General features: G+C 70.8%; 23 protein-coding genes and 1 pseudogene. 11 read left to right on the top strand and 13 right to left on the bottom strand.

All coding sequences use genetic code 11. The features are described 5' to 3' along the window. Positions 1-49: 49 nt before the first annotated feature. On the top strand, positions 50-1,519 hold the full coding sequence (glpK, locus tag ACZ7CD_RS15725; RefSeq protein ID WP_458433284.1) for a glycerol kinase GlpK: 1,470 nt from the start codon (positions 50-52) through the stop codon (positions 1,517-1,519). Then, on the top strand, positions 1,512-3,032 hold the full coding sequence (locus tag ACZ7CD_RS15730; protein WP_360387334.1) for a glycerol-3-phosphate dehydrogenase/oxidase: 1,521 nt from the start codon (positions 1,512-1,514) through the stop codon (positions 3,030-3,032). Before glpK ends, ACZ7CD_RS15730 begins: the two co-directional genes overlap by 8 nt. A 55-nt stretch (positions 3,033-3,087) precedes the next feature. Here the strand turns inward: ACZ7CD_RS15730 and ACZ7CD_RS15735 are convergent, their stop codons facing one another. Beyond that, a complete protein-coding gene (locus ACZ7CD_RS15735; RefSeq protein WP_470379132.1) occupies positions 3,088-3,630 on the bottom strand; it encodes a GNAT family N-acetyltransferase in 543 nt (180 codons plus the stop codon). Positions 3,631-3,767: 137 nt separating this feature from the next. On the opposite strand from ACZ7CD_RS15735, the gene ACZ7CD_RS15740 reads away from it, so the two are divergent. Further along, complete coding sequence (locus ACZ7CD_RS15740) at positions 3,768-4,313, top strand: PadR family transcriptional regulator (protein ID WP_458433286.1); 546 nt, start codon at positions 3,768-3,770, stop codon at positions 4,311-4,313. Beyond that, complete coding sequence (locus tag ACZ7CD_RS15745) at positions 4,310-4,468, top strand: hypothetical protein (RefSeq protein WP_360387326.1); 159 nt, start codon at positions 4,310-4,312, stop codon at positions 4,466-4,468. The genes ACZ7CD_RS15740 and ACZ7CD_RS15745 overlap by 4 nt, the downstream gene beginning before the upstream one ends. A gap of 222 nt (positions 4,469-4,690) precedes the next feature. Here ACZ7CD_RS15745 and prcA read toward each other — a convergent pair whose 3' ends face one another. The 5 genes from prcA to ACZ7CD_RS15770 all read right to left on the bottom strand — a co-directional run bounded on the left by prcA (position 4,691) and on the right by ACZ7CD_RS15770 (position 10,636). Beyond that, the gene (prcA, locus tag ACZ7CD_RS15750; RefSeq protein WP_360387324.1) at positions 4,691-5,458 is read right to left on the bottom strand and encodes a proteasome subunit alpha; all 768 of its coding nucleotides are present in this window, start codon (positions 5,456-5,458) and stop codon (positions 4,691-4,693) included. 34 nt (positions 5,459-5,492) lie between these two features. Further along, positions 5,493-6,341 carry a proteasome subunit beta gene (prcB, locus tag ACZ7CD_RS15755; protein WP_360387321.1) on the bottom strand — a complete coding sequence of 283 codons (849 nt, stop codon included), beginning with the start codon at positions 6,339-6,341 and terminating at the stop codon, positions 5,493-5,495. A gap of 48 nt (positions 6,342-6,389) precedes the next feature. Then, positions 6,390-6,584, bottom strand: coding sequence for a ubiquitin-like protein Pup (locus ACZ7CD_RS15760; RefSeq protein ID WP_360387319.1), 195 nt, complete (start codon positions 6,582-6,584; stop codon positions 6,390-6,392). A gap of 79 nt (positions 6,585-6,663) precedes the next feature. Beyond that, positions 6,664-8,157 carry a depupylase/deamidase Dop gene (gene dop, locus ACZ7CD_RS15765; protein ID WP_470379133.1) on the bottom strand — a complete coding sequence of 498 codons (1,494 nt, stop codon included), beginning with the start codon at positions 8,155-8,157 and terminating at the stop codon, positions 6,664-6,666. A 73-nt stretch (positions 8,158-8,230) separates the two neighbouring features. Beyond that, a complete protein-coding gene (locus ACZ7CD_RS15770) occupies positions 8,231-10,636 on the bottom strand; it encodes an FtsX-like permease family protein (RefSeq protein ID WP_470379134.1) in 2,406 nt (801 codons plus the stop codon). 107 nt (positions 10,637-10,743) lie between these two features. Here ACZ7CD_RS15770 and ACZ7CD_RS15775 point away from each other — a divergent pair, with 107 nt between their 5' ends. Further along, positions 10,744-11,250, top strand: a complete 507-nt coding sequence (locus ACZ7CD_RS15775; RefSeq protein ID WP_360387311.1) for an NUDIX hydrolase — start codon at positions 10,744-10,746, stop codon at positions 11,248-11,250. Here ACZ7CD_RS15775 and ACZ7CD_RS15780 read toward each other — a convergent pair. From ACZ7CD_RS15780 to ACZ7CD_RS15795, 4 genes and pseudogenes are all read right to left on the bottom strand, one after another. Beyond that, a complete protein-coding gene (locus ACZ7CD_RS15780) occupies positions 11,230-12,108 on the bottom strand; it encodes an aldo/keto reductase (RefSeq protein WP_360387309.1) in 879 nt (292 codons plus the stop codon). The two genes, ACZ7CD_RS15775 and ACZ7CD_RS15780, sit on opposite strands and share 21 nt — an antisense overlap. A 94-nt stretch (positions 12,109-12,202) precedes the next feature. Next, on the bottom strand, positions 12,203-13,246 hold the full coding sequence (locus ACZ7CD_RS15785) for a glycoside hydrolase family 5 protein (RefSeq protein WP_360387307.1): 1,044 nt from the start codon (positions 13,244-13,246) through the stop codon (positions 12,203-12,205). A gap of 93 nt (positions 13,247-13,339) precedes the next feature. After that, positions 13,340-14,095: an ABC transporter permease gene (locus ACZ7CD_RS15790; RefSeq protein ID WP_470373351.1), complete on the bottom strand. Its 756-nt coding sequence runs from the start codon at positions 14,093-14,095 to the stop codon at positions 13,340-13,342. Between the two features lie 53 nt (positions 14,096-14,148). After that, positions 14,149-14,793, bottom strand: a pseudogene (locus tag ACZ7CD_RS15795) (ABC transporter ATP-binding protein); the annotation flags it as partial. A 114-nt stretch (positions 14,794-14,907) separates the two neighbouring features. Between ACZ7CD_RS15795 and ACZ7CD_RS15800 the strand changes: the two are divergent. Next, complete coding sequence (locus tag ACZ7CD_RS15800) at positions 14,908-15,975, top strand: sensor histidine kinase (RefSeq protein ID WP_360388356.1); 1,068 nt, start codon at positions 14,908-14,910, stop codon at positions 15,973-15,975. Further along, positions 15,972-16,601 carry a response regulator transcription factor gene (locus ACZ7CD_RS15805; protein WP_360387302.1) on the top strand — a complete coding sequence of 210 codons (630 nt, stop codon included), beginning with the start codon at positions 15,972-15,974 and terminating at the stop codon, positions 16,599-16,601. The genes ACZ7CD_RS15800 and ACZ7CD_RS15805 overlap by 4 nt, the downstream gene beginning before the upstream one ends. A gap of 179 nt (positions 16,602-16,780) precedes the next feature. Here ACZ7CD_RS15805 and arc read toward each other — a convergent pair whose 3' ends face one another. Beyond that, complete coding sequence (arc, locus tag ACZ7CD_RS15810; protein WP_360387299.1) at positions 16,781-18,577, bottom strand: proteasome ATPase; 1,797 nt, start codon at positions 18,575-18,577, stop codon at positions 16,781-16,783. 612 nt (positions 18,578-19,189) lie between these two features. On the opposite strand from arc, the gene ACZ7CD_RS15815 reads away from it, so the two are divergent. Together ACZ7CD_RS15815 and ACZ7CD_RS15820 are read left to right on the top strand one after the other, a co-directional pair. Beyond that, positions 19,190-19,462 carry a hypothetical protein gene (locus ACZ7CD_RS15815; RefSeq protein ID WP_360387296.1) on the top strand — a complete coding sequence of 91 codons (273 nt, stop codon included), beginning with the start codon at positions 19,190-19,192 and terminating at the stop codon, positions 19,460-19,462. A 58-nt stretch (positions 19,463-19,520) separates the two neighbouring features. Continuing rightward, positions 19,521-20,366, top strand: coding sequence for an Rv0361 family membrane protein (locus ACZ7CD_RS15820; RefSeq protein ID WP_360387294.1), 846 nt, complete (start codon positions 19,521-19,523; stop codon positions 20,364-20,366). 54 nt (positions 20,367-20,420) lie between these two features. On the opposite strand, the gene ACZ7CD_RS15825 is transcribed toward ACZ7CD_RS15820, so the two are convergent. Together ACZ7CD_RS15825 and ACZ7CD_RS15830 are read right to left on the bottom strand one after the other, a co-directional pair. After that, the gene (locus ACZ7CD_RS15825) at positions 20,421-21,248 is read right to left on the bottom strand and encodes a tRNA (adenine-N1)-methyltransferase (protein ID WP_360387292.1); all 828 of its coding nucleotides are present in this window, start codon (positions 21,246-21,248) and stop codon (positions 20,421-20,423) included. A 12-nt stretch (positions 21,249-21,260) separates the two neighbouring features. Next, the gene (locus tag ACZ7CD_RS15830; RefSeq protein WP_360387289.1) at positions 21,261-22,379 is read right to left on the bottom strand and encodes a site-2 protease family protein; all 1,119 of its coding nucleotides are present in this window, start codon (positions 22,377-22,379) and stop codon (positions 21,261-21,263) included. Positions 22,380-22,485: 106 nt separating this feature from the next. Here ACZ7CD_RS15830 and ACZ7CD_RS15835 point away from each other — a divergent pair, with 106 nt between their 5' ends. Next, positions 22,486-23,331, top strand: coding sequence for a RecB family exonuclease (locus ACZ7CD_RS15835; RefSeq protein WP_360387286.1), 846 nt, complete (start codon positions 22,486-22,488; stop codon positions 23,329-23,331). After that, a complete protein-coding gene (locus tag ACZ7CD_RS15840) occupies positions 23,331-24,092 on the top strand; it encodes a thioesterase family protein (protein WP_470379135.1) in 762 nt (253 codons plus the stop codon). The genes ACZ7CD_RS15835 and ACZ7CD_RS15840 overlap by 1 nt, the downstream gene beginning before the upstream one ends. Positions 24,093-24,100 lie beyond the last annotated feature (8 nt).

Here is a 24,100-nt window from a genome sequence, read left to right on the forward strand (position 1 = left end):
GTGGAATCGTTCGACAATGTCGAATGGTTCACACAGAGGAGTGTGCAACGTGGCTCACATCGCGGCGATCGACCAGGGCACGACGTCGTCCCGGTGCATCGTGTTCGACCAGTCCGGCGGGATCGTGTCGGTCGCCCAGCGCGAGCACCGGCAGATCTTCCCCAGGCCGGGCTGGGTGGAGCACGACGCGGCCGAGATCTGGGCGAACGTGCAGGCCGTCGTCCGCGACGCCCTCGCGCAGGCCTCCCTCACGCACTCCGACATCGTCGCCTTCGGCATCACGAACCAGCGCGAGACCACGGTCGTCTGGGACAGGGCGACCGGCGAGCCCGTGCACAACGCCGTCGTCTGGCAGGACACCCGCACGGACGCGCTGGTCAAGCGCCTCGGCGATCACGACCGGTTCCGCGAGCGCTCCGGTCTGCCGCCGGCCACCTACTTCTCCGGGCCGAAGCTGCGCTGGCTGCTCGACAACGTCGACGGCCTGCGCGGGAGGGCCGAGCGGGGCGAGGTCCTGTTCGGCACCATGGACACCTGGCTGATCTGGAACCTGACCGGCCGCCACGTCACCGACGTGACGAACGCGTCGCGCACCATGCTGATGAACCTGGAGACCCTCGACTGGGACCCGGAGCTCGTCGCCGCGATGGACGTCCCGCGCGCGATGCTCCCGGAGATCCGGTCCTCCTCCGAGGTCTACGGCACCTACGAGGGCGTGCCCGTCGCGTCCGCGCTCGGCGACCAGCAGGCGGCGTTGTTCGGCCAGACCTGCTTCGCGCCCGGCGAGGGCAAGTGCACGTACGGCACGGGCGCGTTCCTGCTGCTCAACACCGGTGACGAGCCGGTGCGCAGCCAGAACGGCCTGCTGACCACGGTCGGCTACAAGATCGGCGCCGAACCGGCCGTGTACGCGCTGGAGGGCGCGGTCGCGGTGACCGGCGCGCTGGTGCAGTGGTTCCGCGACAAGGTCGGGCTGATCTCGTCGGCGGCGGAGATCGAGACGCTGGCGCGCACGGTGGACGACAACGGCGGCGCGTACTTCGTGCCCGCGTTCTCCGGGCTGTTCGCGCCGCACTGGCGTTCCGACGCGCGCGGTGTCATCGCCGGGCTGACGGGCTACATCTCGCGCGGGCACCTCGCACGCGCCGTGCTCGAAGCCTCGGCGTGGCAGACCCGCGAGGTCGTGGACGCGATGAACGCCGACTCCGGCGTGGACCTCACGACGTTGCGGGTCGACGGCGGCATGACGGCGAACAACCTGCTCATGCAGTTCCTCTCGGACGTGCTCGACGTGCCGGTGGTGCGCCCGATCGTCGCGGAGACGACGTGCCTGGGCGCGGCGTACGCGGCCGGTCTGGCCGTCGGCTACTGGAACAGCACCGACGAGCTGAGGGCCAACTGGCACAAGGCGGCCGAATGGGAGCCGTCGATGGAACCGGCGGCGCGGGACCGCGGCTACCGGAAGTGGAAGAAGGCGGTCGAGCGGACCGTCGGGTGGATGGACGAGGACGATGACTGACTCAACACAGCGGGCACGCGCCCGCGAAGAGCTGCAGCACGGCAAGTTCGACGTCGTCGTGATCGGCGGCGGCATCCTGGGCATCGCCACGACGTGGGCCGCGGCCCGCTCCGGCCTGCGCGTCGCCCTGGTGGAGAGCGGCGACTTCGCCGGCGCCACCTCGTCGGCTTCCTCCAAGCTCGTGCACGGCGGCCTGCGCTACCTCGCGATGGGCCCGTCGGCCGTGCCGATGGTGCACGAGAACCACAGGGAACGACGTGCGCTGGGCGACCACCTCGCCCCGCACCTGGTGCGCCCGCTGCCGTTCCTCGTCCCCGTCTACAAGGGCGGCCCGCACAGCCGGTTCGTGCTGGGTGCGGGCGTCACGCTGTACTCCGCGCTGTCGGGCTTCGGCGACGGCATGGGGAAGGTGCTGTCGGCGCGCAGGGCAGCTGAGTGGGTGCCTGACCTGCGCGCCGACGGTCTGCGCGGCGCGGCGATGTACTACGACCACCAGATGAACGACAGCCGCGTGGCGATCACCGCCGCGCGCGCCGCCGCCGAGGCCGGTGCCGTGCTGCTCAACCACATCTCGGTCGTGGGCCTGCGCAAGACCGGCGCGAAGGTCACCGGTGTGGACCTGCGCGACCCGCTCGGTGAGTTCGGGGTGGACGCGAAGGTCGTCGTGAACGCGACCGGCCCGTGGCTCGACGTGCTGCGGCGCATGGAGGACCCCTCCGCCGACCCGTCGATCCGCCTGTCCAAGGGCTCGCACCTAGTGCTGAGGCAGACGTCGGAGTGGAAGGCCGCGCTGACGATCCCGGTCGACGACGTGCGCGTGTCGTTCGCGATCCCGTGGGAGGGCCACCTCCTGCTCGGCACGACCGACGAGGCCTACGAGGGCGACCCGGCGGCGGTCGCGTGCACCGACGCCGACGTCGACCAGATCCTCGGCGAGGCGGGCACCGCGGTCACGGGCCTCGACCGCTCGCGGATCGCGTACACGTTCGCAGGCCTGCGGGTCCTGCCCGGCGGTCCGGGCGACACCTCGCACGCCAAGCGCGAGACCGTGATCACCGCGGGGTCCGGCGGCATGATCAGCGTGGCCGGCGGCAAGTGGACGACGTTCCGCAAGATCGGCGCGACGGTCCTGGCCCGCGTGAACTCCGAGCTGGGCCGCACCTTCGACGGCCCGCTGGACGGCGTGGCGCTGCCCGGTTCGGCATCACCGGAGACCGTCGGCTCGGTGCTGAACCACGCGTTCGACGCACTGCCCGACGACGTGGTCCGCCACCTCGCCACGCACTACGGCACGACGTCGCACGAGGTCGTCGCGCTCGGCCTGGAGAACCCGGCCCTGCTGGAGCGCGTGCACCCGGACGGCCCGGACATCTGGGCCCAGGTCGAGCACGCCCGCCGCACCGAGTGGGCGACCGAGGTCGACGACGTGCTGCGCCGCCGCACCACCGTGATGGTCCGCGGGCTCGACTCGCCGGAGGTCCGCACGCGGGTGTCGGAGCTGCTCGCCTCCTGAAGTCGCCACGGCGCGTTCCACCCGGCCGTTCGAGTGCCGGGTGGAACGGCCGGCATCACGGCTTGAGCGCGCGCACCACTCTGCGGCAGACGTGGACGCGCTCGAACCGCTGCCGCAGCTCGGCCTCCCGTTCGATCCGGGCATGCAGGAACGCCCCGGCTGGCACCAGGCCGTGCCGCGCGGTCACCACCGTGCCGACCTCGTCCGCCGACGCGTGCACGTGCAGGTACCGGCTCGTCTCGGTGAAACCGTTGCGCGCGAACCACCTCAGCGCGGGTTCGTCCGACCGCGTCCACGCGTCCACCTCGGTGGCACCGCAGCGCACCAGCCGGCGCACCGCCTCGTCGAGCAGCGCGGTCGCGATGCCGCGGCCCCGGTGGTCCGGGTGCACCACGACCAGGTCGATCGTCGCCTCCGCGCCCTGCACCGACACGTCCAGCGCGCCGATGACGACGTTGTCGGAGCACACGACGAGCTCCAGGTCGGCACGTCTGCGCGTCGGCCACACGTCGTCGTAGTAGCTCGTGTCCAGCAGCCCCAGCACACGGCAGCGCAACCACGACGCCTCATCGGCGGGCTCGTAGTCCCGAACGCGCACACCTGGCTTAGTCGCGGGCTTGATAGGCGCCCCCAGCAACCTCACCACCCCAGGATTCCGGATGCGCGACCCGCGCGCACGTGAGTTTCGAGGTCACCGTTTGCCAGGGACATACCCGGTATGCACACTCGGTACGCATGTCGGTGAAACACGGTCTGCTGGCGTTGCTCGAACGCGGGCCCATGTACGGCTACCAGCTCCGGGCGGCGTTCGACTCCACCACCGGTGGCACGTGGCCCCTGAACATCGGGCAGGTCTACACGACGTTGTCCCGCCTGGAACGCGACGACCTGGTCGCCGCGCTGCCGGAGAACGACGGCCAGCGGCCGTACGAGCTCACCGCGCAGGGCCGCGACGAGGTGCGGCGGTGGTTCGGCACGCCGGTGCGGCGGGGTGACCGGCCGCGCGACGAGATGGCGATCAAGCTCGCGCTCGCGATCACCACGCCCGGCGTCGACGTGGCCGCGGTCGTCACGACCCAGCGCACCGCGACCACGCGCACGCTGCAGGAGTACACGCGGCTCAAGACGGGGCCGGGCGAGCTGCCGTGGCTGCTGGTGCTCGACGCGATGATCTTCCAGGCCGAAGCGGAGCTGCGCTGGCTCGACCACTGCGAGGCGAGCCTGCTCCGCTACCGGCCCCGGCCCGTGGCCGAGCCGGCGGACGTCGAGGTGCCACGATGAGCGTCCTCGAACTGCGTGACGTCCACCGCGTCCACGGCAGCGGCGAGGCGGCCGTGAACGCGCTCCAGGGCGTGTCGCTCACCGTCGGGCCCGGCGAGCTGGTCGCCGTGACGGGGCCCTCCGGCTCGGGTTGGCCGGGTTGCTGGTGGAGCTGAGCGAGGCTTCGACCGCCTGACAACGAGGGTGTCGGCGACGCAACGCTCGGCTCCAACCCCCGGTAGCACCGCGACGAGCAACGCACGCACCCCGATCTGGGCGCCGTCGCCACTGCACCGCCAGCAGGCGCCACCGTCAACCGCGCCCGCACACCCCGCCACACAGCGAGAAGGCCCCCGGCGTTACCGCCGGAGGCCTTCCACACCAAGCGAACCGCGGGGCTACTTCGGCTCGTCGTCCGACGAGGGCAGCTCCACGTCCGTCACGTCCTTGCCGTCCTTGGTCGGCGCCGGCATCAGCTGGTCCAGGGCCGGGCCCGCGATGCGGCGGAACGCGCGGCGGGGGCGGGCGCGTTCCAGCACCGCCACCTCCAGCTTGGCCGCGGGGAGGACCTCGGCGGCGCCGTTGCCGGTGGACGAGGAGCCCGCCGACAGGGCCTTCACCGCCACGGGAACGGCTTCGGCCAGGGTCAGGCCGTCGGCGAACGACTCCTTCAGCGCCGTGTTGGCGGCGTCGACCGTGCCGCCCATCACGATGTACTGCGGCTCGTCCACGATCGAACCGTCGTAGGTCAACCGGTACAGCGTGTCGGAGTCGGCGGAGTCGCCCACCTCCGCCACGCAGATCTCCACCTCGAAGGGCTTGATCTGCTCGGTGAAGTAGGTGCCGAGGGTCGTCGCGTAGACGTTCGCGAGGGACCGGGACGTCACGTCCCGCGGGTCGTTCTGGTACCCGCGCACGTCAGCGAACCGGATGCCCGCCTGGCGGAGGTTCTCGAACTCGCTGTACCGCCCGACGGCCGCGAAACCGATGCGGTCGTAGATCTCCGAGACCTTGTGCAGCGTGCTGGAGGGGTTCTCCGCGACGAACAGAATGCCGTCCGCGTACTTCAGCACGATGACGCTGCGACCCCTGGCGATGCCCTTGCGGGCGTACTCGGAGCGGTCGCGCATCACCTGCTCTGCCGATGCGTACAGCGGCATCGTCATGGGTGGTGCTCCTGACGTCGAACCTGATGGGGACTCAGCCTGCTGGGCGGGACCGGCGGCCTTCGACGACCGCGTCGGCGATCGTCTGGACCTGCGACTCCGGTACCTCGACGGCACCGTCGACACCGTTGATCGTGACCACGACCGGGTAGAGGCGGCGGACCGGGTCGGGGCCGCCGGTGGCCGAGTCGTCGTCGGCCGCGTCGTAGAGCGCCTCGATGACCACGCGGACAGCGCCGTCGACGTCCGCATCCGGGTCGTAGAGCTTCTTCAGCGACGACTTCGCGAACAGCGAGCCGGAACCGACCGCCTGGTAGCCCTGCGACTCCTCGTAGCGGCCGCCGGTGACGTCGTAGGACACGATCCGGCCCGCGCGGTCAAGGTCGGTCGACGAGGTGTCGTACCCGGCGAACAGGGGCACCACGGCGAGGCCGGCCATGGCCGCGTCGAGGTTGCCCCTGATCATCGCCGAGAGGCGGTTCGCCTTGCCGTCGAGCGACAGCGGAACGCCTTCGATCTTCTCGTAGTGCCGCAGCTCGACCGTGTACAGCCGCACGATCTCGATCGCGATGCCCGCCGTGCCGGCGATGCCGACGGCGGAGTGGTCGTCGGTGACGAAGACCTTCTTCATGTCGCGCTGGGCGATCACGTTGCCCATCGTCGCGCGCCGGTCACCGGCGATCACGACGCCACCCTTGTAGGTGACGGCGACGATCGTCGTCCCGTGCGGGGCCTGGACGGTCCCCTCCGGGAGCTTCCTGGCGGAAGGCAGCATGTCCGGTGCCTGCGCCCGCAGGAAGTCCGTGAACGACGACGAGCCCGGCGTCAGGTACGCCGAAGGCAGCGCCGCGGCCGGGTAACGCCCGGTCGAGCTGTGGTCCATGTGTTGGTTGTTCTCCCGTCCCCGAGGTGGTCAACAGGCCGCGACGGCCTACTGACCGCCCTTCTGCACGTATGCGCGGACGAAGTCCTCCGCGTTCTCCTCCAGCACGTCGTCGATCTCGTCGAGGATCGCGTCCACGTCCTCGCCGAGCTTCTCGCGACGCTCCTGGCCGGCTCCTGCGGCGTCACCGGCGCCGTCGTCGCCGTCGCCACCGCCCTGGCGCTGCTTCTGTTCCTGGGACATCTCGGCCTCCCACTGACTCGCCTGACAAGAACACTACCCAGCGGCACCGACAAAAACTCTCAGCCACTCGGGTAGACGATCACCCGCGGGTCAGTGCATCGACCAGCTGCTCGGCGGTGTCCGAGGCCTCCAGGAGGGCTCCGACGTGCGCTTTCGTCCCGCGCAGCGGTTCGAGCGTCGGAATCCGCACGAGTGATTCGCGACCGAGGTCGAAGATCACCGAGTCCCACGACGCGGCCGCGACCGAGGTCGGGTAGCGCTCCAGGCACCGGCCGCGGAAGTACGCACGCGTGTCCTCCGGCGGCGTCGTGATGGCCGCGCGCACCTCCTCCTCGCTGACCAGGCGCTTCATCGAGCCGCGCGCGACCAGGCGGTTGTAGAGGCCCTTGTCCAGGCGCACGTCCGAGTACTGCAGGTCGACGAGGTTCAGCCGCGCGGAGCCCCAGGCGAGGCCGTCGCGCTGCCGGTAGCCCTCGAGCAGCCGCAGCTTGGCCACCCAGTCGAGCCGGTCCGCGCACAGCGACGGGTCCTTGGCCAGGTCGTTGAGGACCTCGCCCCAGATCCGCAGGACGTCGCGGTCGCCGGTGCCCTCCTTCTCGACGAACGCCGTCGCGCGCTCGAGGTAGGCGAACTGCAGGTCCAGGCCGGTGACCTTGCGGCCGCCGGTCAGCTCGACCTTCGTCTTGAGCGTCGGGTCGTGGCTGATCTGGTGCACCGCGCGCACCGGGTCGACCAGGCGCAGGTCGTCGAACCGCTGCCCGACCTCGATCATGTCGAGCACCAGCGAGGTGGTGCCGCACTTGAGGTACGTGGAGTACTCGGCGAGGTTCGCGTCGCCGATGATGACGTGCAGGCGCCGGTACTTGTCCGCGTCGGCGTGCGGCTCGTCGCGGGTGTTGATGATGCCGCGCTTGAGCGTGGTCTCCAGGCCGACCTCGACCTCGATGTAGTCGGCGCGCTGGGAGAGCTGGTAGCCGGCCTCCTCGCCGGCGGCACCGATGCCGACGCGCCCGGACCCGGTCACGACCTGGCGCGACACGAAGAACGGCGTGAGGCCCGCGATGACGGCCGTGAACGGCGTCGAGCGCTGCATCAGGTAGTTCTCGTGCGTGCCGTACGACGCGCCCTTGCCGTCGACGTTGTTCTTGTACAGCTGCAGGCGGGGCTGACCGGGCACGGAGGCGGCCTTGATCGCGGCCTCCTCCATCACCCGCTCTCCCGCCTTGTCCCAGATCACCGCGTCGCGCGCGTTGGTGACCTCGGGCGCGGAGTACTCGGGGTGCGCGTGGTCCACGTAGAGCCGCGCACCGTTGGTGAGGATGACGTTCGCCGCGCCCAGGTCCTCGACGTCGGAGTCGGCCGGGTGGCCGCCCGGCGAGCCCAGGTCGAACCCGCGGGCGTCGCGCAGCGGCGACTCCACCTCGTAGTCCCAGCGCGCGCGCCTGGACCGCGGTATGTCCGCCGCCGCCGCGTACGCGAGCACCACCTGTGTCGAAGTGAGCACCGGGTTCGCGGTCGCGTCTCCCGGCACCGCGATGCCGTACTCGACCTCGGTTCCCATGATCCGCCGCATGCGCAACACCTTATGACCTGATCCCCGACAACAGCGTGAGGGGAGCTTCGCGTTGAAGCTCCCCCCAGCCTATTCACCCGGACGCCAATCCGGCGGCAGGTCGGATCCGCGAAGCGCCCCTGGACGGTCCGAACGCGGCCACGACGGCGAGCACGACTACCGCCAGCGCGCCGATGACCAGCGGCAACACCACGGACGCGGTCGGCAGGACGAGGGGAATCCCGATGGCCAGGATCGCGATCACCGCGTACCCGAACCCGAGCACGCCCCCTCCGACGACCCCGACGAGGGCCAGCATGACCGCTTCGGCGATCACCCCGCCCTGCAGTCCGCCGCGAGTGACGCCCAAGGCGCGCCGCAGTGCGAGCTCCTTGCGGCGCTCCTGGACGGAGATCGTGAGCGCGGTGCCGATGCCCGTCACGGCGACCGCCACGGACAGCCCGAGCAGCACCATCATCAGCACCGTGCCGAGGTGCATGTACCGGTCGGCCTCCGCGCGCTCGTCGGCGTCGGTCTGCACGATGACGGTCGGGTGGTCCGGCAGCGCGGCCTGCAGACCCGCCCGGAACTGCGCGGGGTCGGTGCCCGGCCGCAGCGCGACCAGCACCTTCTCCGCCGGTCCCGAGGTCAGGCCGCCGAGGACGGGCGTGTACCCGGTGAGCGTGCCGGGAACGGTCCCGACCACCTCGTAGCGCTTGCCGCCGGACTCGACGAACGGCCGGTCCTCCCAGTGCGGCGGCACGATCGCGGTGCCCGCGGTGAACCGCTCGGCACCGGGCACGTTCTGCGCCTTCAGCCACGCCTTGAACTCCTCCGGGTCGGCGCCGGACCCGTTCTCGGCCTTGTGCAGCACGACGTCGGCGGCCACGCCGTCCTGCGCGGGGATCGCCGGCAGCGGCCGCTCCCCCGCGTCGACCACGGTGGCGTCCGGCCGTTCCTCGTTGGCGAACGAGTAGGTCATCTCCTGCGCGGTGCCCAGCAGGACCAGGAAGAACGTCACCATCGAACTGGCCAGCAGCAACGGCAGCGCCACCGACGCCGACCGCTGCGGCATCCTGCGCACCTCGGCCCCGGCGAGCTTCCACTGCGTCCACCGCGCACCGCCAGCCTTGCCGAACAGTCGCGCGATGAACGGCACCGTGACCGGCCCGAGGATCCAGAACAGGCCCGTCACCGCGGCGATCGCGGAGAACGTGACAGCGAGGGGCGCCGCGGCCGTGCCCTTGGCCGCGATGGCCGCCAGCGCGAGGAACGCGGCACCACCGGTGAACAGAAGACCGAACACGAGCCGAAGCCGGCGCACGGACCGTGTCGGCATCTCGTTGTCGGCGTCGCGCAACGCGGCGAGGGGCGACACGCGGGCGGCGTTGATCGCGGGGCGGACGGCGGCGGCGACCGAGAGCACGGCGGCGACGACGACCCCGAGGACCACGTACCCGAGCGACGGCAGCAGCTCCGGGCTGAGCTCGACCGCGCCGAACAGCACGGAGATGCCGGTGACGTCGAACGTCCGCGCGAGCACCCACGCCATCGGCCCGCCCAGCAGCGCACCGCCGATGCCGGCCACCGCACCCGTCAGCAGCGCCTCGACCAGGCTCCTGCGCACCAGTGGCCCGCGCTGGGCGCCGATGCACCGCAGCAACGCCGTCTGCCGCTGGCGTTGCGCGTAGACCGCGCGGAACGTGGCGGCGGCGACGAACACGGCCGTCGCGAGGGCCAGGACGCTGAACGGCAGCAGGATGAACGTCAGGTCGTTGCCGATCTTGTCGGCGTCGGGTTCCGGGTCCCACACGGCGTAGGAGGCTCCGGCGGCGGTCTTGACCGCGTCGCGCGCCCCGCCGATGACCCACACCTGCTTGGTCAACGGCTGCGGGTCGAGCTCGCGCGCGAGGTCGGGACCAGCAACCAGGACGGGCCGCGCGTCGATCCCGCCCTTCTTCAGGACACCGCTGACGGTGACCTGCAGCGGTGTGCCGTCGGCGGCGGCCAGCGAGACCTCGTCACCGGGCTTCAGACCGCGCTCGTAGGCGGTGATCTTGTCGACGGCGACCTCGCCGCCGGCGGCGGGCTGCCTCCCCTCCGCCAGCGGCCAGCGCACCAGGTCCGGTTGCTGGACGTGCACCTCGGCGCGGTGCTGCCCGGCGCGGCCGTTCGCGTCCAGCAGGTCGGCCTGCGCCACCTGCACGGGGACCGCCCTGCCGACGGCGGAGAGCTTGGTCAGCAGGGCGTCGTCGAGCTTCGGGCGGTCCGCCTCGGCGACCGGGGTGGCGTCGTAGGGCTGCTGCCTGACCTCGACCACGTGCCCGACCGAGGACGGTGTGCCGGGTGCCCCCTCGTCGACCGACCTGGTGAGCGCGTCGCTCAGCACCAGGGCGGCCAGCAGGCAGGCCACGCCGACGACGAGCGCGACTCCGGGCAGCAGCGCGCGGCCCGGCCGGGCGCGGAACTCGGCGACGCCGAGCCGCAGGGAAGTGGACACGGATCCTCCTCGGTGACGTCTGACGGTCACGAAGGTAGGAAGGGGGCCGATCAGCGGGCGTCGGACTGCGGTAGCAAGCTGGCGTACGACCACAGGAGGACACGGGGATGATCACCCTCTACGACGAGGACGCCAACCCGGTCGGGGAGGTCTCCCGCGCGCGGATGCGGGCGGAGAACCTCTGGCACGGCTGCGTCCTGATCTTCGTCCGCTCGCTCGACGGCTCCCGCGTGTACGTGCACCGCCGCACCGACACCAAGGACATCTTCCCCGGCCTGTACGACTGCTCGGCCGGCGGCGTGATCGACGCGGGCGAGGCGCCCGGCCCGGCCGCGGAACGCGAGCTCGCCGAGGAGCTCGGCGTCTCCGGCGTGCCGCTGAAGGAGCTCTTCCGCACCCGGTACGTCGACGACCGGACGCGCTACCACGCGTGGGTGTACGAGGTGAGCACCGACGGGCCGTTCACCCACCAGCCGGAGGAGGTGGCGTCGGGCGGGTGGATGGACCTCGGCGAGCTGCGCCGCAGGATCGACGACCCGGACTGGCCGCTGGTGCCCGACGCGCGGGCGATCAGCCGGGAGTGGCTGCGGACGCTAGTGCCAGGGGAGGGCTGAGCGGGTCGCCCAGTACTGCTCGGCCGGTTCGGACAGGTCGGGCAGCACGACCTCCACGGACATGGCCCTGGCGTTGGAGCGCAGCTGCTCCGGGCTCGCCGCACCGGACAGCACCACGTCCACCCACGGCTGCTGGGCGACGGCGGCCAGCGCCACGGCGTCCGTGCCGATGCCGAGCTCCTTCGCCTGCGCGACAACGGGTCCGGGTGCCTGCACGGCGAGCCGGCCGTTGGCCATGCCCTCCTTGATGACGACTTTGAGCCCGGCGGCGTGCGCTTCGCCCAGAGCGGCCGCCGCCGAGGTCTCCAGCACGTTCCAGGTGGACTGGACGGACGTGAAGATGCCGAGGTCGAGCGCTTTGCGGATGGCCTCGGCCTGGTTCGGTCCCGACGTGGAGAACCCGAGCGGGACACCGGTCGCGACCATCGCCTCCTGCAACGCCCGGTCGTCGAACAACGGGCTGTCGGCGGTCAGCGAGTGCACCTGGTAGAGGTCCACACGCGACAGCAGCGCGCGGGTCTCCTGCCACTGCTGGGAGAAGCGGGCGAGCGAGTGCTCCTTGACCTCGTGCACCTCGGCGTCGGCCCGCCAGTCCGCGGTGTAGGCGTAGCCCCACTTGCTGGAGACGGTCACGTCGTCGTGGCCGGGCAGCCACTCGCTCAGGAACTGCTCGGACAGGCCGTAGGAGCGGGCCGCGTCGACCCACCTGATGCCGATCTCGTACGCCGCGTCGAGCACGAGGTGGCACTGCGCTCGCATGGCGTCCACGTCCCGCACCCGCGGCAGAGCGTCCTCACGACCGATGTTGATGTAGGCGGGACGACCGAGGGACGCGAGACCGAGTGCCAGCTGTGCCATGCCGACTACCGTAAAACGACCCCTGTCACGGCGAACGGCGGCCCCTGGGGACCGCCGTTCACCTGACCCGCCGGGGTCGGTCGAGCTCCGCCGATCAGAAGTCGTCGGCCGTGCGGAGGTGGTTGCGCACCCACTTGCCGGAGTCCTTCAGCGGCCCCTCGCCGGAGAAGCCGCTGCCCGAGCACGTGCCGCTCTTGAACACCGCGCCCGTGCGGTGGTCGTCGGAGAAGTTCCAGTTCGTCCAGGAGATCTTGGCCTCCTTCATGAACGCGATGAACTTGTTCGCCATGGTGAAGTCGTTGGGACCGTCACCGGAGGCCTCCTGCGAACCGAACTCGGTGACGAAGACCGGCACCTGGCTCGAGACCGTGCGCAACGCGTTAAGGTACGAGTCGCGGTGGTCCTTCGCGTAGAAGTGGAAGGTGTACATCAGGTTCGAGGCGTTGACCTTGTTGCGGCTGACCTCGTTGACGTCGCGGCCGTCGGACAGGCCGAACGTCGACCAGCCGTGCGTGCCCACGAGCACGAGGCTGTCCGGGTCCTCCGCGCGGATCGTCGGGATGACGGCCTCCGCGTAGGACTTCACCCGCGACCACGTGACGCCGTTCGGCTCGTTCGCGATGTCGTAGATGATGTTCGTCTTGTCCTTGTGGCGCTGGGCGATCTCCTTGAAGAACGTCTTGGCGCGCGCGGTGTTGTGGTTCGGGTCGCCCGGCGAGAGCTGGTGCCAGTCGACCAGCGCGTAGAGGCCGCGCTTGGTGGCCTCCTCGATGTAGCCGTGCACCAGGTCGGTGAACTTCCGGGGGTTCGACTCGTAGCCGCCCTCCTGGACGTACATCGAGATGCGGAGGACGTCGGCCTTCCAGTCGTTGGCGAGCGCGTCCAGCGACGCGGTCTTGACGCACTGGGAGTACCACTGGATGCCGTGCGTGCTCATGCCGCGCAACTGGATCTGCTTGCCGTTCTTGTTGCACAGCTTGACGCCGCACACCTTCAGCTGGCCGTTGACCGCCGCGGGCGAGCCCGCGGGCAGCGCGGCGGCGGAAACGTCGGCGGCGGCCGAACTGCCCGCCGTCACACCGGTCAGGGGGAGCACGACTGCCGCGGCGAGCGCCACCACAGACTTCTGCCAAGCCATTCAGCGTCTCCTCTCGGACGGGCGGCGATTAGTTAGGTAAGTTTCCTTACCGATTAAAGGTATAGATGACCTTAAAGCCGCCCCAAGAGTGCGTCAAGCATCTTGTCGCAGAAGAGTCACAGTTCCGGTACCGAGAGTCACCAGTGCGTAAAGCACCAAAACTGCGACGGCGGCCGGCGCACTCAGCGGCGCGTCCTCGACGACACCCGCCACCTCCCACACCAGGTACGGCACCATCACCGCCGAGGCGTCGACGTTCCACGGCGGCGGCAGCATCGGCGTGATCGCGGGAATGCCCCAGAGCAGCACGCCGACGACCACGACCGCGACGGCCGTGGACCGCACGGCGAGTCCCAGACCGAGGCCGACCAGCCCCGTGACCAGGATCGACAGCACCGCCGCGCCCGCCCACGGCAGCACGTCGCCGAGGTCCTCCCACGGCGCGATCGGCGGCGGCCGGTCCCCCATGAACAACCGGCTGCTGCCGATGCTCAGCGCGAGCGCCGCGGTGCCGAGGACCACGGCCGCGGTGGCGACGAGGGCGGTCTTGGCGGCCAGCAGGCGCTTCCGGTCCGGCACGGCGGTCAGCGCGGTGAGCCGCGGGTCGGACGTCGCGACCAGGGCGCCGAGCGCGGCGACCAGGAACTGCGCGACCGGCGTGATCACCACGCTGCTGTCGGCGGAGGCGAACTTCGCCTGTTCCGCGGCCGGCGAGGCGTCGTAGTCCTGCACGATCAGCCACGACAGCACCGCCCCCGCGGCCAGCACCAGACCGAGCGCGATGACCAGCCCGTGCGACGACCTGACCGTCCGGAGCTTGATCCACTCGGCGGCGAACGCGTTCCTCACAGGCCCCTCCCGGAGGTGAGGTCGAGGTAGGCGTCCTCCAGCGAACCGTTGCGGGTCAACGCCTCCATCGGTGTCTCCGCCACCAGCCGTCCTCGTGCGACGATCACGACGTGGTCGGCGGTCAGCGCCATCTCACTCATCAGGTGGCTGGAGACGAAGACCGTGCGGCCCTGCTCCGCGAGCGACCGCATGAGCTCGCGGATCCACCGCACGCCCTCGGGGTCGAGGCCGTTGACCGGCTCGTCGAACATCAGGACCTGCGGGTCGCCCAGCAACGCCGCCGCGACGCCGAGCCGTTGCTTCATGCCGAGCGACAGCGCCCGGATCCGCCTGTGCCGCACGCCGCCCAGGCCGACCTGCTCGACCAGCTCCTCGGCGCGGCGGTGGGGAATGCCGTTGCTCGCGGCGATCCAGCGCAGGTGGTCGAGCGCCCTGCGGCCGTGGTGGACCGCGGCCGGGTCGAGCAGCACGCCGACGTGCCGCAGCGGCCGGTCCAGCTCCGCGTACCTCCTGCCGCAGACCAGCGCCTCGCCCCTCGTGGGCCGGTCCAGGCCGACGACCATGCGCATGGCCGTGGACTTGCCGGCGCCGTTCGGGCCGAGGAAGCCCGTCACCAGTCCCGGCCGGACGGTGAACGACAGGTCGTCGACCGCCGTGGTGCCGCCGTATCTCTTCGTCAGGTTCCGCACCTCGATCATGCGGAGAAGAGTCGGCGGTCGCGCGCTCCACCGGATCGGACCGTGCTCCGATCTCCCGAATCGGACCGTGGTCCGAGGCGTGCGGTCCCGCGGGTCGTTACCTTCGGTCCCGTGATGGCGAAGCTGCACCTCTACCTGGTCGACGCGGCGGCCGCGCTGGTGATCTGGGTCCTCGTCGCCTACGCGATCCTCGAACCGCACCAGCACCCGTCGCCGTGGGTCGCGGTACCGGTGGCCGGGCTGGTCGCCGCTCCGGTGGCCGTGCGCCGGTGGTGGCCGGAGCTGTCACTGGCGGTGAGCACCGCGGCGATGGTGTTCTCGGTCATCAGCCAGGTGCTGCCGATCCCGGCGCTCGGCGCGCCGCTGGGCGCTGTCTGCTTCTGCCTCTACACGATGGCGGTCGACCGTGACCGGGTCTGGTCGCTGGGCGCGTTCCTGGTGGCGATCACCGCCACCGCCGTCGTCTCCGGCGGTGAACCCGAGAACGTCCTGGTCGCGTTCGCCGCCCTGGGCGCGGTGTGGGCAATTGGCTACACCACCCGCCTGCGGCGTTCGATGATCGAGCGGGAGGCGTCCCGGCAGGCCGAGCAGGCACTCGCCGACGAACGCCTGCGCATCGCCCGCGAGCTGCACGACGTGGTGGCGCACAACCTCTCGCTGATCGCCGTGCAGGCCGGCAACGCCGCACACGTGCGTTCACCCGAGCACGCGTACAGCGCGTTGCAGGTCATCTCCGAGACGAGCCGTGCGGCCCTGACCGAGATGCGGGGGCTGCTGGGCGTGCTGCGCTCCGACGCCGACCTGGCGCCCTCCCCCGGCCTCGACGGGCTGGCCGACCTCGCCGACCGTGCGTCGCTCGCCGGGGTGCGCGTCGCGCTGGAGGTGACGGGCGGGACGGTCGTGCCGGAGGGGATCGCGCTGTCGGCGTACCGGATCGTGCAGGAGGCGCTGACCAACGTGGTGAAGCACGCGGCACCCGCGGCGTGCACGGTGCTGGTGCGGATCACGGCGGAGGCCGTGGTGGTCGACGTCACCGACGACGGTCCCGGGGTGCGGGAGCTGGGGACGGGGCACGGGTTGGTCGGGATGAGGGAACGCGTGGCGGTGTACGGCGGGACGTTCAGCGCGGGACAACGCGAGGGTGGCGGGTTCCGGGTCCACGCGGAGCTGCCGATCCGATGACCAGCGTGCTGATCGTCGACGACCAAGCGTTGCTGCGCGCGAGCTTCCGGCTGCTCGTCGACAACGAACCCGGCCTGACCGCGGTGGGCGAGGCCGGCACCGGAGCCGAGGCCGTGGCGCTGGCCGCGTCCCTGCGACCGGACGTGGTGCTGATGGACATCCGCATGCCGGAGATGGACGGCATCGAGGCCACGCGGCTGCTGGACGGCCCGCGCGTGCTGGTGCTGACCACGTTCGACCTCGACGAGTACGTGTTCGGCGCCCTGCGCGCCGGTGCCTCGGGTTTCCTGCTGAAGGACACACCACCGGCCGAACTGCTGGCGGCGATCCGCGTGGTTGCCTCCGGCGAGGCGCTGCTGTCGCCGTCTGTCACCCGGCAGCTGATCTCCGAGTTCGTGCGGCGGCCCTCGGCGCCACCGGTGCGCGGGCTGGAGGTGCTGACCGAACGCGAGAAGGAGGTGCTGCGGCTGATCGCGCGCGGGCTGTCGAACGCGGAGATCATGGCCGAGCTGCACGTCAGCACCGGCACGGTGAAGACGCACATCGGAAACCTGCTGGCGAAGCTGCACGCGCGGGACCGCGCGCAGCTGGTGATCGCGGCCTACGAGTCCGGCCTGGCCCGCTGACCTCTGCGATCCCTGCCTGGTTCGACTGGCGGCGAACAGGTTGGTGGTGGTCAACGGCGATTCGATCATGTGTTGGTGGTACTTGCAGATGCCTGAGCAGACAAGCGGGGAGGGGGTACCGGCACGTGGAAACGCCCCGGTCGCGAGGAGCGACCGGGGCGGTTCGGTTCGAAGCGGTGTTACAGGTACGTGCCGGTGTTCGTGGCCGTGTCGATCGCGCGGCCGGCGTCCTGGTTCTTCCCGGTGACGAGCGTGCGGATGTAGACGATCCGCTCGCCCTTCTTGCCCGAGATGCGCGCCCAGTCGTCCGGGTTCGTCGTGTTCGGCAGGTCCTCGTTCTCGGCGAACTCGTCGAGGATGGCGGCCTGCAGGTGCCGGACGGAGAGCCCGGGCTGCTTGGTGTCCAGCAGCGACTTGATCGCCGCCTTCTTCGCCCTGTCGACGATGTTCTGGATCATGGCGCCGGAGTTGAAGTCCCGGAAGTACAGGACCTCCTTGTCACCGTTGGCGTAGGTGACCTCCAGGAACCGGTTGTCCTCTGACTCCTCGTACATGCGCTCCACGGTGTGCTGCACCATGCCCTCGATGCAGGCCTTCGGGTCCCCGCCGAACTCGGCGAGGTCGTCGGCGTGCAGCGGGAGGTTCGGCGTCAGGTACTTGTTGAAGATGTCCTTCGCGCCCTCGGCGTCCGGTCGCTCGATCTTGATCTTCACGTCGAGGCGGCCGGGGCGGAGGATCGCCGGGTCGATCATGTCCTCGCGGTTGGAGGCGCCGATGACGATGACGTTCTCCAGGCCCTCGACGCCGTCGATCTCGGCGAGGAGCTGGGGCACGATCGTCGTCTCGACGTCGGACGACACACCGGAACCGCGGGTGCGGAAGATCGAGTCCATCTCGTCGAAGAACACGATCACCGGGGTGCCGTCGGAGGCCTTCTCCCGAGCCCGCTGGAAGATCAGGCGGATGTGCCGCTCGGTCTCACCGACGAACTTGTTGAGGAGCTCCGGGCCCTTGATGTTGAGGAAGTACGACTTCGCCTGCTTGTCGGTCTCCCCGCGGATCTCGCGCACCTTCTTGGCGAGCGAGTTCGCGACGGCCTTGGCGATGAGCGTCTTGCCGCAGCCGGGAGGGCCGTAGAGCAGCACGCCCTTGGGCGGGCGCAGCTCGTACTCGCGGAACAGGTCGGCGTGCAGGAACGGCAGCTCCACCGCGTCGCGGATCTGCTCGATCTGCCGCGACAGACCGCCGATGTCGCTGTAGTCGATGTCCGGGACCTCTTCGAGCACGAGGTCCTCGACCTCGGCCTTGGGCACCCGCTCGTAGGCGAAGCCCGCCTTCGAGTCGACGAGCAGCGAGTCGCCGGGCTTGAGCGGCGCGTCGAGCAGCGGCTGGGCGAGCCAGACCACCCTCTCCTCGTCCGCGTGCCCCACGACCAGCGCCCGTGCGATCTGGTCCTCCCCGTCCTCGGAGAGCACCTCCCGCAGCGCGCAGACCTCACCCGACCGCTCGAACCCGCCGGCCTCGACGACCGTGAGCGCCTCGTTGAGGCGCACCGACTGGCCGAAGGAGAGCTTCTCCGGCTCGACCGCCGGGGACACGGCGACCCGCATCCGGCGGCCGGACGTGAAGACGTCCACCGTCCCGTCGTCGAACCGCGCCATGAAGACGCCGTACCCGCTGGGCGGTTGCGCCAGCCGGTCGACCTCCTCACGCAGCGCGAGCAGTTGGCTTCGTGCTTCGCGGAGGGTGTCTATGAGCTTCGTGTTTCGCTCGGTCAGTTGGCTGACGCGTTCGGTCGCCTCCGCCAGCCGCTGCTCCAGCAGCCGCGCGTGGCGGGGGGACTCGGTCAGCTTGCGGCGCAACGACGCGATCTCGTCCTCGAGGAACCTGATCTGCGCGTTCAGCTCAGCAGAGTTGTTGCCATGGTTCAGCTCGCCACCCTCATCGGGTTGGCTGCCGGGATGACCGTGCTGCATGTCGGCACCCTCCTCCCGTGTACGTACCGATTACGGTACCGGCGATCACCGACAAAATGGGGTACTCACAACATCATCTTCGCTCGTGTGACGCAACGGTCCCGCCTCCAACAGAGGTCAACTGCTCCATCCCGGTGCCCGGTTCGCCCGGCTTCCCGCTACCGTGCGTCCCGAAAACCAGCACCGGCCTTTCGTGTCGCGACACGCCCGCCGACCTGCGAGAAGTCCGACGGGGGGATGATCGGGACACCGACTCGGCTGCCCCATCCCCACGATGCGCGACCACCCTCAGACATTCGCAGGCACGCTTGGTACGGTTCACAGTTCGGCGACGAGCACGAACGTGTCGCGATCCCACCAGGTGGACCACGACGTGCCCCGTTCGGCGGTCACGCACCGCTACCCACCTCGTTCCCGTTCGTCGGAGGACCCCGCTCGAGCAGGGCTCCGGTGCGTTCAGCGGGCCTGCGGCCAACCGGGTGGTCTTGCCGGCGCAACCGGCGCACCACCCGACAGCGCAGTGCATCGCACTCGATTCCCGCCGGAGTGCCGCAATCGTTATCAGCCAGGACCTCCGCGTCACCCCGTCGCAACAGCGGGTGGCAGGGCTCCATGACGACGGACCGGTTCGCCGACGTGGCCTGTCCCGGCTTCCTCAAGGAGGGCGAGGGCGCGAGGCAACCCGCTCAGACCGCGCCCGGGGTGACCGTCGGCGAGGTGGCCGTGTCGGGTGAGACGGGTACCTTCGACCTGCGCATGGACGACCTGGTGAACGCCGAGGGTGAGAAGGGCTTCATCCTGTACGGCATGACGCTGCAGAAGAAGGACTCCGGCTGGCTCGTGTGCGGCGGGTCCGCGGTGGAGGAAAGCCGCTCCACCGGCTGACGCGTCGAACCCAGATTTCCACCTCAGCACCACATCATCCAGTTCGGGGGAGTTTCCGATGACCTACCCGCCGCAGCAGCCCGGTCCGCACGGGCAGCAGCCGCAGCCCGGTGGTCCGTACGGGCAGCAGCCGCCGCAGCAGCCGGGTTACGGCCAGCAGCCGCAGCCCGGATACGGCCAGCCCCAGCCCGGCTACGGCCAGCAGCCCCCTCAGCCGGGCTACGGCGCGCCGCAGCCCGGTTACGGCCAGCCGCAGCAGGACCCGTTCGGCCCGCCCAGCGGCGGTTTCCAGCAGAGCCCCTACGGCCAGCAGCCCGGCCCGTACGGGCAGCAGCCCCAGCCCGGTTTCGGTGGCCCCGGCTACGGCGGCCCGCCGCCCAAGAAGAGCAAGACCGGCCTGATCATCGGCGTGGTCGCCGCGGTCGTCGTCGTGCTCGGCGGTGGCATCACGGCCGCCGTCCTGCTCTCCGGCAACGACTCGGACAACAACGCCAGCAGCACGTCCGAACCCGGCAGCAGCGACGGCAAGTCCGGTGACGACGACGCCGACGTCAAGAAGGTCGCCGAGGAGTACATCGCCGCGGCCAGCACCCGCAACGAGAGCAAGGCCAAGTCCTTGACCTGCAAGGCGGTGCTCGACGAGGCGGCGGCGCTGGAGAAGAACCTCACCGAGGAGCAGAAGAAGCTCGCGGAGGAGCTCAAGAAGCTGCCGGTGCCCAAGCTCACCTACAAGGGCGCCGACGTGTCCGGCGACACCGCGAAGGTGAAGATCAACAGCGTCTCGTCGTACAGCGGCCAGACGCAGGACCTGGACATCGACTACACGTTCAAGAAGGAGTCTGGCAAGTGGAAGTACTGCCAGCTCGTCAAGGACCTGAAGCTCCCCACGGCGCCGACCAAGTGACGTCGTGAGCGAAAGGGGGTCCCTCCGGCCGGAGGGACCCCCTTTCCGCTGTTCTCAGCCCTTGCTGGGGCGGCGCTGCGGCTTCGGCGCGGTCACGCCCTCCGCGAGCCGGCGGGTGGTCAGCAGGAACGCGGTGTGCGCGATCATCCGGTGCTCGGGGCGCACGGCAAGGCCCACGACGTGCCACGGCCGCACGAGCGTCTCCCACGCGTGCGGCTCGGTCCAGCACGTCATCTCGCGCAGCGCCTCGGTGATCACGGACAGCTGCGTCGTCGTCGCCACGTAGACGACCAGGACACCGCCCGGGATGAGGTTCTTCGCGATCGTGGGCAGGACCTCCCACGGCGACAGCATGTCGAGGATGACCCGGTCGACCTCACCCTCGTGGTTCTTCACGTCGTCAACGGTGATCGACCAGTTGCCGGGCCGTTCGCCGAAGAACGTCTCCACGTTGCGGATGGCGTGGACCGCGTGGTCGTCGCGCACCTCGTAGGACTGGACGCTGCCCTTCTCCCCCACCGCGCGCAGCAGCGAGCACGACAGCGCGCCGGAACCCGCGCCCGCCTCCAGCACGCGCGCGCCCGGGAAGATGTCGCCGTACATGCAGATCTGCGCGGCGTCCTTCGGGTAGATGACCTGCGCCCCGCGCGGCATCGACAGCACGTAGTCCGGCAGCAGCGGGCGCAGCGCCAGGAAGTTCGTGCCGCCCACGGACTGCACGACCGACCCCTCCGGCTGCCCGATGAGCAGGTCGTGCGGGATGGCGCCGCGGTGGGTGTGGTACTCCTTGCCGGGTTCGAGGACGACCGTGTAGTGCCGCCCCTTGGGGTCGGTCAGCTGAACCCGGTCACCCGGCTGGAACGGTCCACTTGCGCTAATCACCGCGCAATGGTGTCAAACGCCCTTCTCAATGGCCGCACGCAGGTCCTCCCTGCGCAGCACACCGGCCGGGCGGCCCTCCAGGTCGACGACGAGGAACTGCCACGCTGCGGTGCCCTGGACGCGTTCCACGATCTCCTCGCCGGGCTCGTCGGCCAGCAGCACCGTCTCCGGCAGGATCGGCTCCGCCGCCTGCTCCGCGGGGGCGAACGGGCTCGCGGCGGCCAGCTTGCGCGCGGCTTCCGCGTCGAGCAGGCCGGCCGCGACGCCGTCGGCCCGCACCAGCACCACGCCCCGCCCTGCGCTGGTGCTCAGCGCGTCCGCCACCGGGCTCTCGGCCGGCAGCTGCAGCACCGGCAGGATCAGGTCGTCGAGGGTGACGCCGGCTGGCCAGGTGCGGCGCCGTTCGCCGGCGAGCTCGCTGCGTGCGCCGGCGACGACGACCCACGCCGTGAGCGCGCACACTCCGAAGCGCAGCCACCGGTCCTCCGCGCCTTCCGCGATGCCGTAGACCGCCCACAGGACGAGCGCGAACGCCACGACGAAACCGCCGACGACGGCGACCCGCGTGCCCGTCGCGCGCTGACCGGTCACGGCCCACACGCCCGCCCGCACGATCCGGCCGCCGTCGAGCGGGAGCCCCGGCAGGAGGTTGAACACGGCCACCGCGACGTTGGCGGCGGCGATCTGGGCCACCAGCAGCCAGATGACGTTGCTGGGCTCCATGACGAACGCGCCGATGCCGAAGAGCACGGCCAGCACGACCGACACGGCCGGGCCCGCCCCCGCGACAATGCCCTCGTGACCGGGTTTGCCGGGGCTGCGCATGATCTCCGACAACCCGCCCAGCAGGTACAGCCGCAGCCTCCTGACGGGCAGGCCCAGTCGCAGTGCCGCGACGCAGTGGCCCAGCTCGTGTGCGAGCACGCTGAGGCCGAGGAAGATCGCGAAGAGCGTGGCGAGCAGCAGCCCGACCGCCGGGGGCGTGCCGGGGGCGAGGTCGTCCACGAGCGGCGCGTAGAACGCCACCACGATCGCCGAGCCGACCCACCACGACGGCGCGAGCAGCACCGGGATGCCCGCCACCCGGAACAGCAGCAGGCCGCCCTCCTTCTCGCTGATCCGCGCGGCCACGGGTGCACTGTAGAGGCAGCGGTGTGATCTCGCGGTGTACCGCGCCGGGGGGCGGCTGACCAGGGGGTGCCCGGAATTGTCAGACCCCTGTCCTAGGGTCAGGACCATGAGCACCACGTTGCGCAGGCCCGCGTTGTCGCCGTCGCGGGCAGGGGACTTCAAGCAGTGCCCGCTGCTCTACCGCTTCCGCGCGGTCGACCGCCTGCCGGAGCGGCCGACCAAGGCGCAGGTGCGCGGCACGGTCGTGCACGCGGTGCTGGAGGACCTGTTCGCACTGCCCGCCGCCGAGCGGGTGCCCGACCGCGCGCGGTCGATGATCGCGCCGGCGTGGGACCGGGTGAAGGCCGAGCGGCCCGAGTTCGCCACGCTCTTCGAGGTCCCCGGTGGTGAGGAGGAGGTGGAGTGGCTGGCGTCGGCCACGAAGCTGCTGGACGGCTACTTCGGCCTGGAGGACCCGCGCCGCCTGGAGCCGGAGTCGCGCGAGCTGCTGGTCGAGTCCGAGCTGCCCTCCGGCGTGCTGCTGCGCGGGTACATCGACCGGGTGGACGTGGCGCCGACGGGCGAGATCCGGGTGGTGGACTACAAGACCGGCGCAGCGCCGCGCGAGATCGGCGAGGCCAAGGCGTTGTTCCAGATGAAGTTCTACGCCCTGGTGCTGTGGCGGTTGCGCGGTGTGGTCCCCCGCCAGCTGCGCCTGATGTACCTCGCCGACCGCCAGGCCCTGGCCTACACGCCGGACGAGTCGGAGCTGGCCCGCTTCGAACGCACGCTGGAAGCCATCTGGCAGGCCATCATGCGCGCCGCGCCGACCGGCGACTTCCGCCCGTCGCCGAGCCGCCTGTGCGACTACTGCGACCACAAGGCGTTCTGCCCCGCGTTCGACGGCACCCCGCCGCCCTACCCCGGCTGGCCGGAGCCCGACGACACCGAACCCCTCCAGGACCGCGACTGATGCCCGCCTTCTACCTCCCGCTGGACGAGCACACCTACCGCTCGACCCCGCACACGGTCGGCCCGTGGGACCCGGACAGCCAGCACCTCGGCCCGCCCTCCGCACTGCTCGTGCGGTCCCTGTCGGACACCGACCGGCTGCTGGCCCGCGTGACGTTCGAGGTCCTCGGCCCGGTCCCGGTGGCCGACCTCACCGTCACCACGGCGGTCGAGCGGCCCGGCCGCTCCGTGGAGCTGGCCTCCGCCACCCTGTCCCACAACGGCCGCGCGGCCCTCGTCGCCCGCGCCTGGCGCATCTCGACCTCCGACACCACCCCGGTGGCCGGCGGTTCCGGCGTCCCCCTGCCCCCGCCGTCGGCAGCGGTGCCGATGGAGGTCCCCGAGCACTGGGGCGGCGGCTACCTCTCCGCCGTCGAGTGGCTCTCCCTGTCCGGCGGCATCTTCACCCCCGGCGACGCCCTGGTGTGGGCCCGCCCCCTGGTCGACGTGGTCGAGGGCTCCCCCATCACCCCGCTGGAACGGCTGTTCGCCGTCGTCGACTCCTCCAGCGGTGTCTCGTCCCGCGTGAACATCCGCAAGTGGTACGCCATCAACACCGACCTGACCGTGCACCTGCACCGCCGCCCCGTCGGCGAGTGGGTCGGCCTGGACGCGCGCACCACGATCGGGCCGGACGGCGTCGGGGTGGCGACGAGCACCGTGCACGACGTTGAAGGGCCGGTGGGGGCGACAGCGCAGGCCCTGTTCGTGCGCGAACGCTGATCCGGTGT

The organism is Lentzea sp. NPDC036949 (assembly GCF_055608075.1).

Coding starts and splice junctions, on each gene's coding strand:
- ACZ7CD_RS15730 (WP_360387334.1), top strand. CDS start 1,512: ATGACTGACTCAACACAGCGGGCACGCGCCCGCGAAGAGCTGCAGCAC.
- ACZ7CD_RS15740 (WP_458433286.1), top strand. CDS start 3,768: ATGTCGGTGAAACACGGTCTGCTGGCGTTGCTCGAACGCGGGCCCATG.
- ACZ7CD_RS15745 (WP_360387326.1), top strand. CDS start 4,310: ATGAGCGTCCTCGAACTGCGTGACGTCCACCGCGTCCACGGCAGCGGC.
- prcA (WP_360387324.1), bottom strand. CDS start 5,458: ATGACGATGCCGCTGTACGCATCGGCAGAGCAGGTGATGCGCGACCGC.
- prcB (WP_360387321.1), bottom strand. CDS start 6,341: ATGGACCACAGCTCGACCGGGCGTTACCCGGCCGCGGCGCTGCCTTCG.
- ACZ7CD_RS15760 (WP_360387319.1), bottom strand. CDS start 6,584: ATGTCCCAGGAACAGAAGCAGCGCCAGGGCGGTGGCGACGGCGACGAC.
- dop (WP_470379133.1), bottom strand. CDS start 8,157: ATGCGGCGGATCATGGGAACCGAGGTCGAGTACGGCATCGCGGTGCCG.
- ACZ7CD_RS15775 (WP_360387311.1), top strand. CDS start 10,744: ATGATCACCCTCTACGACGAGGACGCCAACCCGGTCGGGGAGGTCTCC.
- ACZ7CD_RS15780 (WP_360387309.1), bottom strand. CDS start 12,108: ATGGCACAGCTGGCACTCGGTCTCGCGTCCCTCGGTCGTCCCGCCTAC.
- ACZ7CD_RS15785 (WP_360387307.1), bottom strand. CDS start 13,246: ATGGCTTGGCAGAAGTCTGTGGTGGCGCTCGCCGCGGCAGTCGTGCTC.
- ACZ7CD_RS15800 (WP_360388356.1), top strand. CDS start 14,908: ATGGCGAAGCTGCACCTCTACCTGGTCGACGCGGCGGCCGCGCTGGTG.
- ACZ7CD_RS15805 (WP_360387302.1), top strand. CDS start 15,972: ATGACCAGCGTGCTGATCGTCGACGACCAAGCGTTGCTGCGCGCGAGC.
- arc (WP_360387299.1), bottom strand. CDS start 18,577: ATGCAGCACGGTCATCCCGGCAGCCAACCCGATGAGGGTGGCGAGCTG.
- ACZ7CD_RS15815 (WP_360387296.1), top strand. CDS start 19,190: ATGACGACGGACCGGTTCGCCGACGTGGCCTGTCCCGGCTTCCTCAAG.
- ACZ7CD_RS15820 (WP_360387294.1), top strand. CDS start 19,521: ATGACCTACCCGCCGCAGCAGCCCGGTCCGCACGGGCAGCAGCCGCAG.
- ACZ7CD_RS15835 (WP_360387286.1), top strand. CDS start 22,486: ATGAGCACCACGTTGCGCAGGCCCGCGTTGTCGCCGTCGCGGGCAGGG.
- ACZ7CD_RS15840 (WP_470379135.1), top strand. CDS start 23,331: ATGCCCGCCTTCTACCTCCCGCTGGACGAGCACACCTACCGCTCGACC.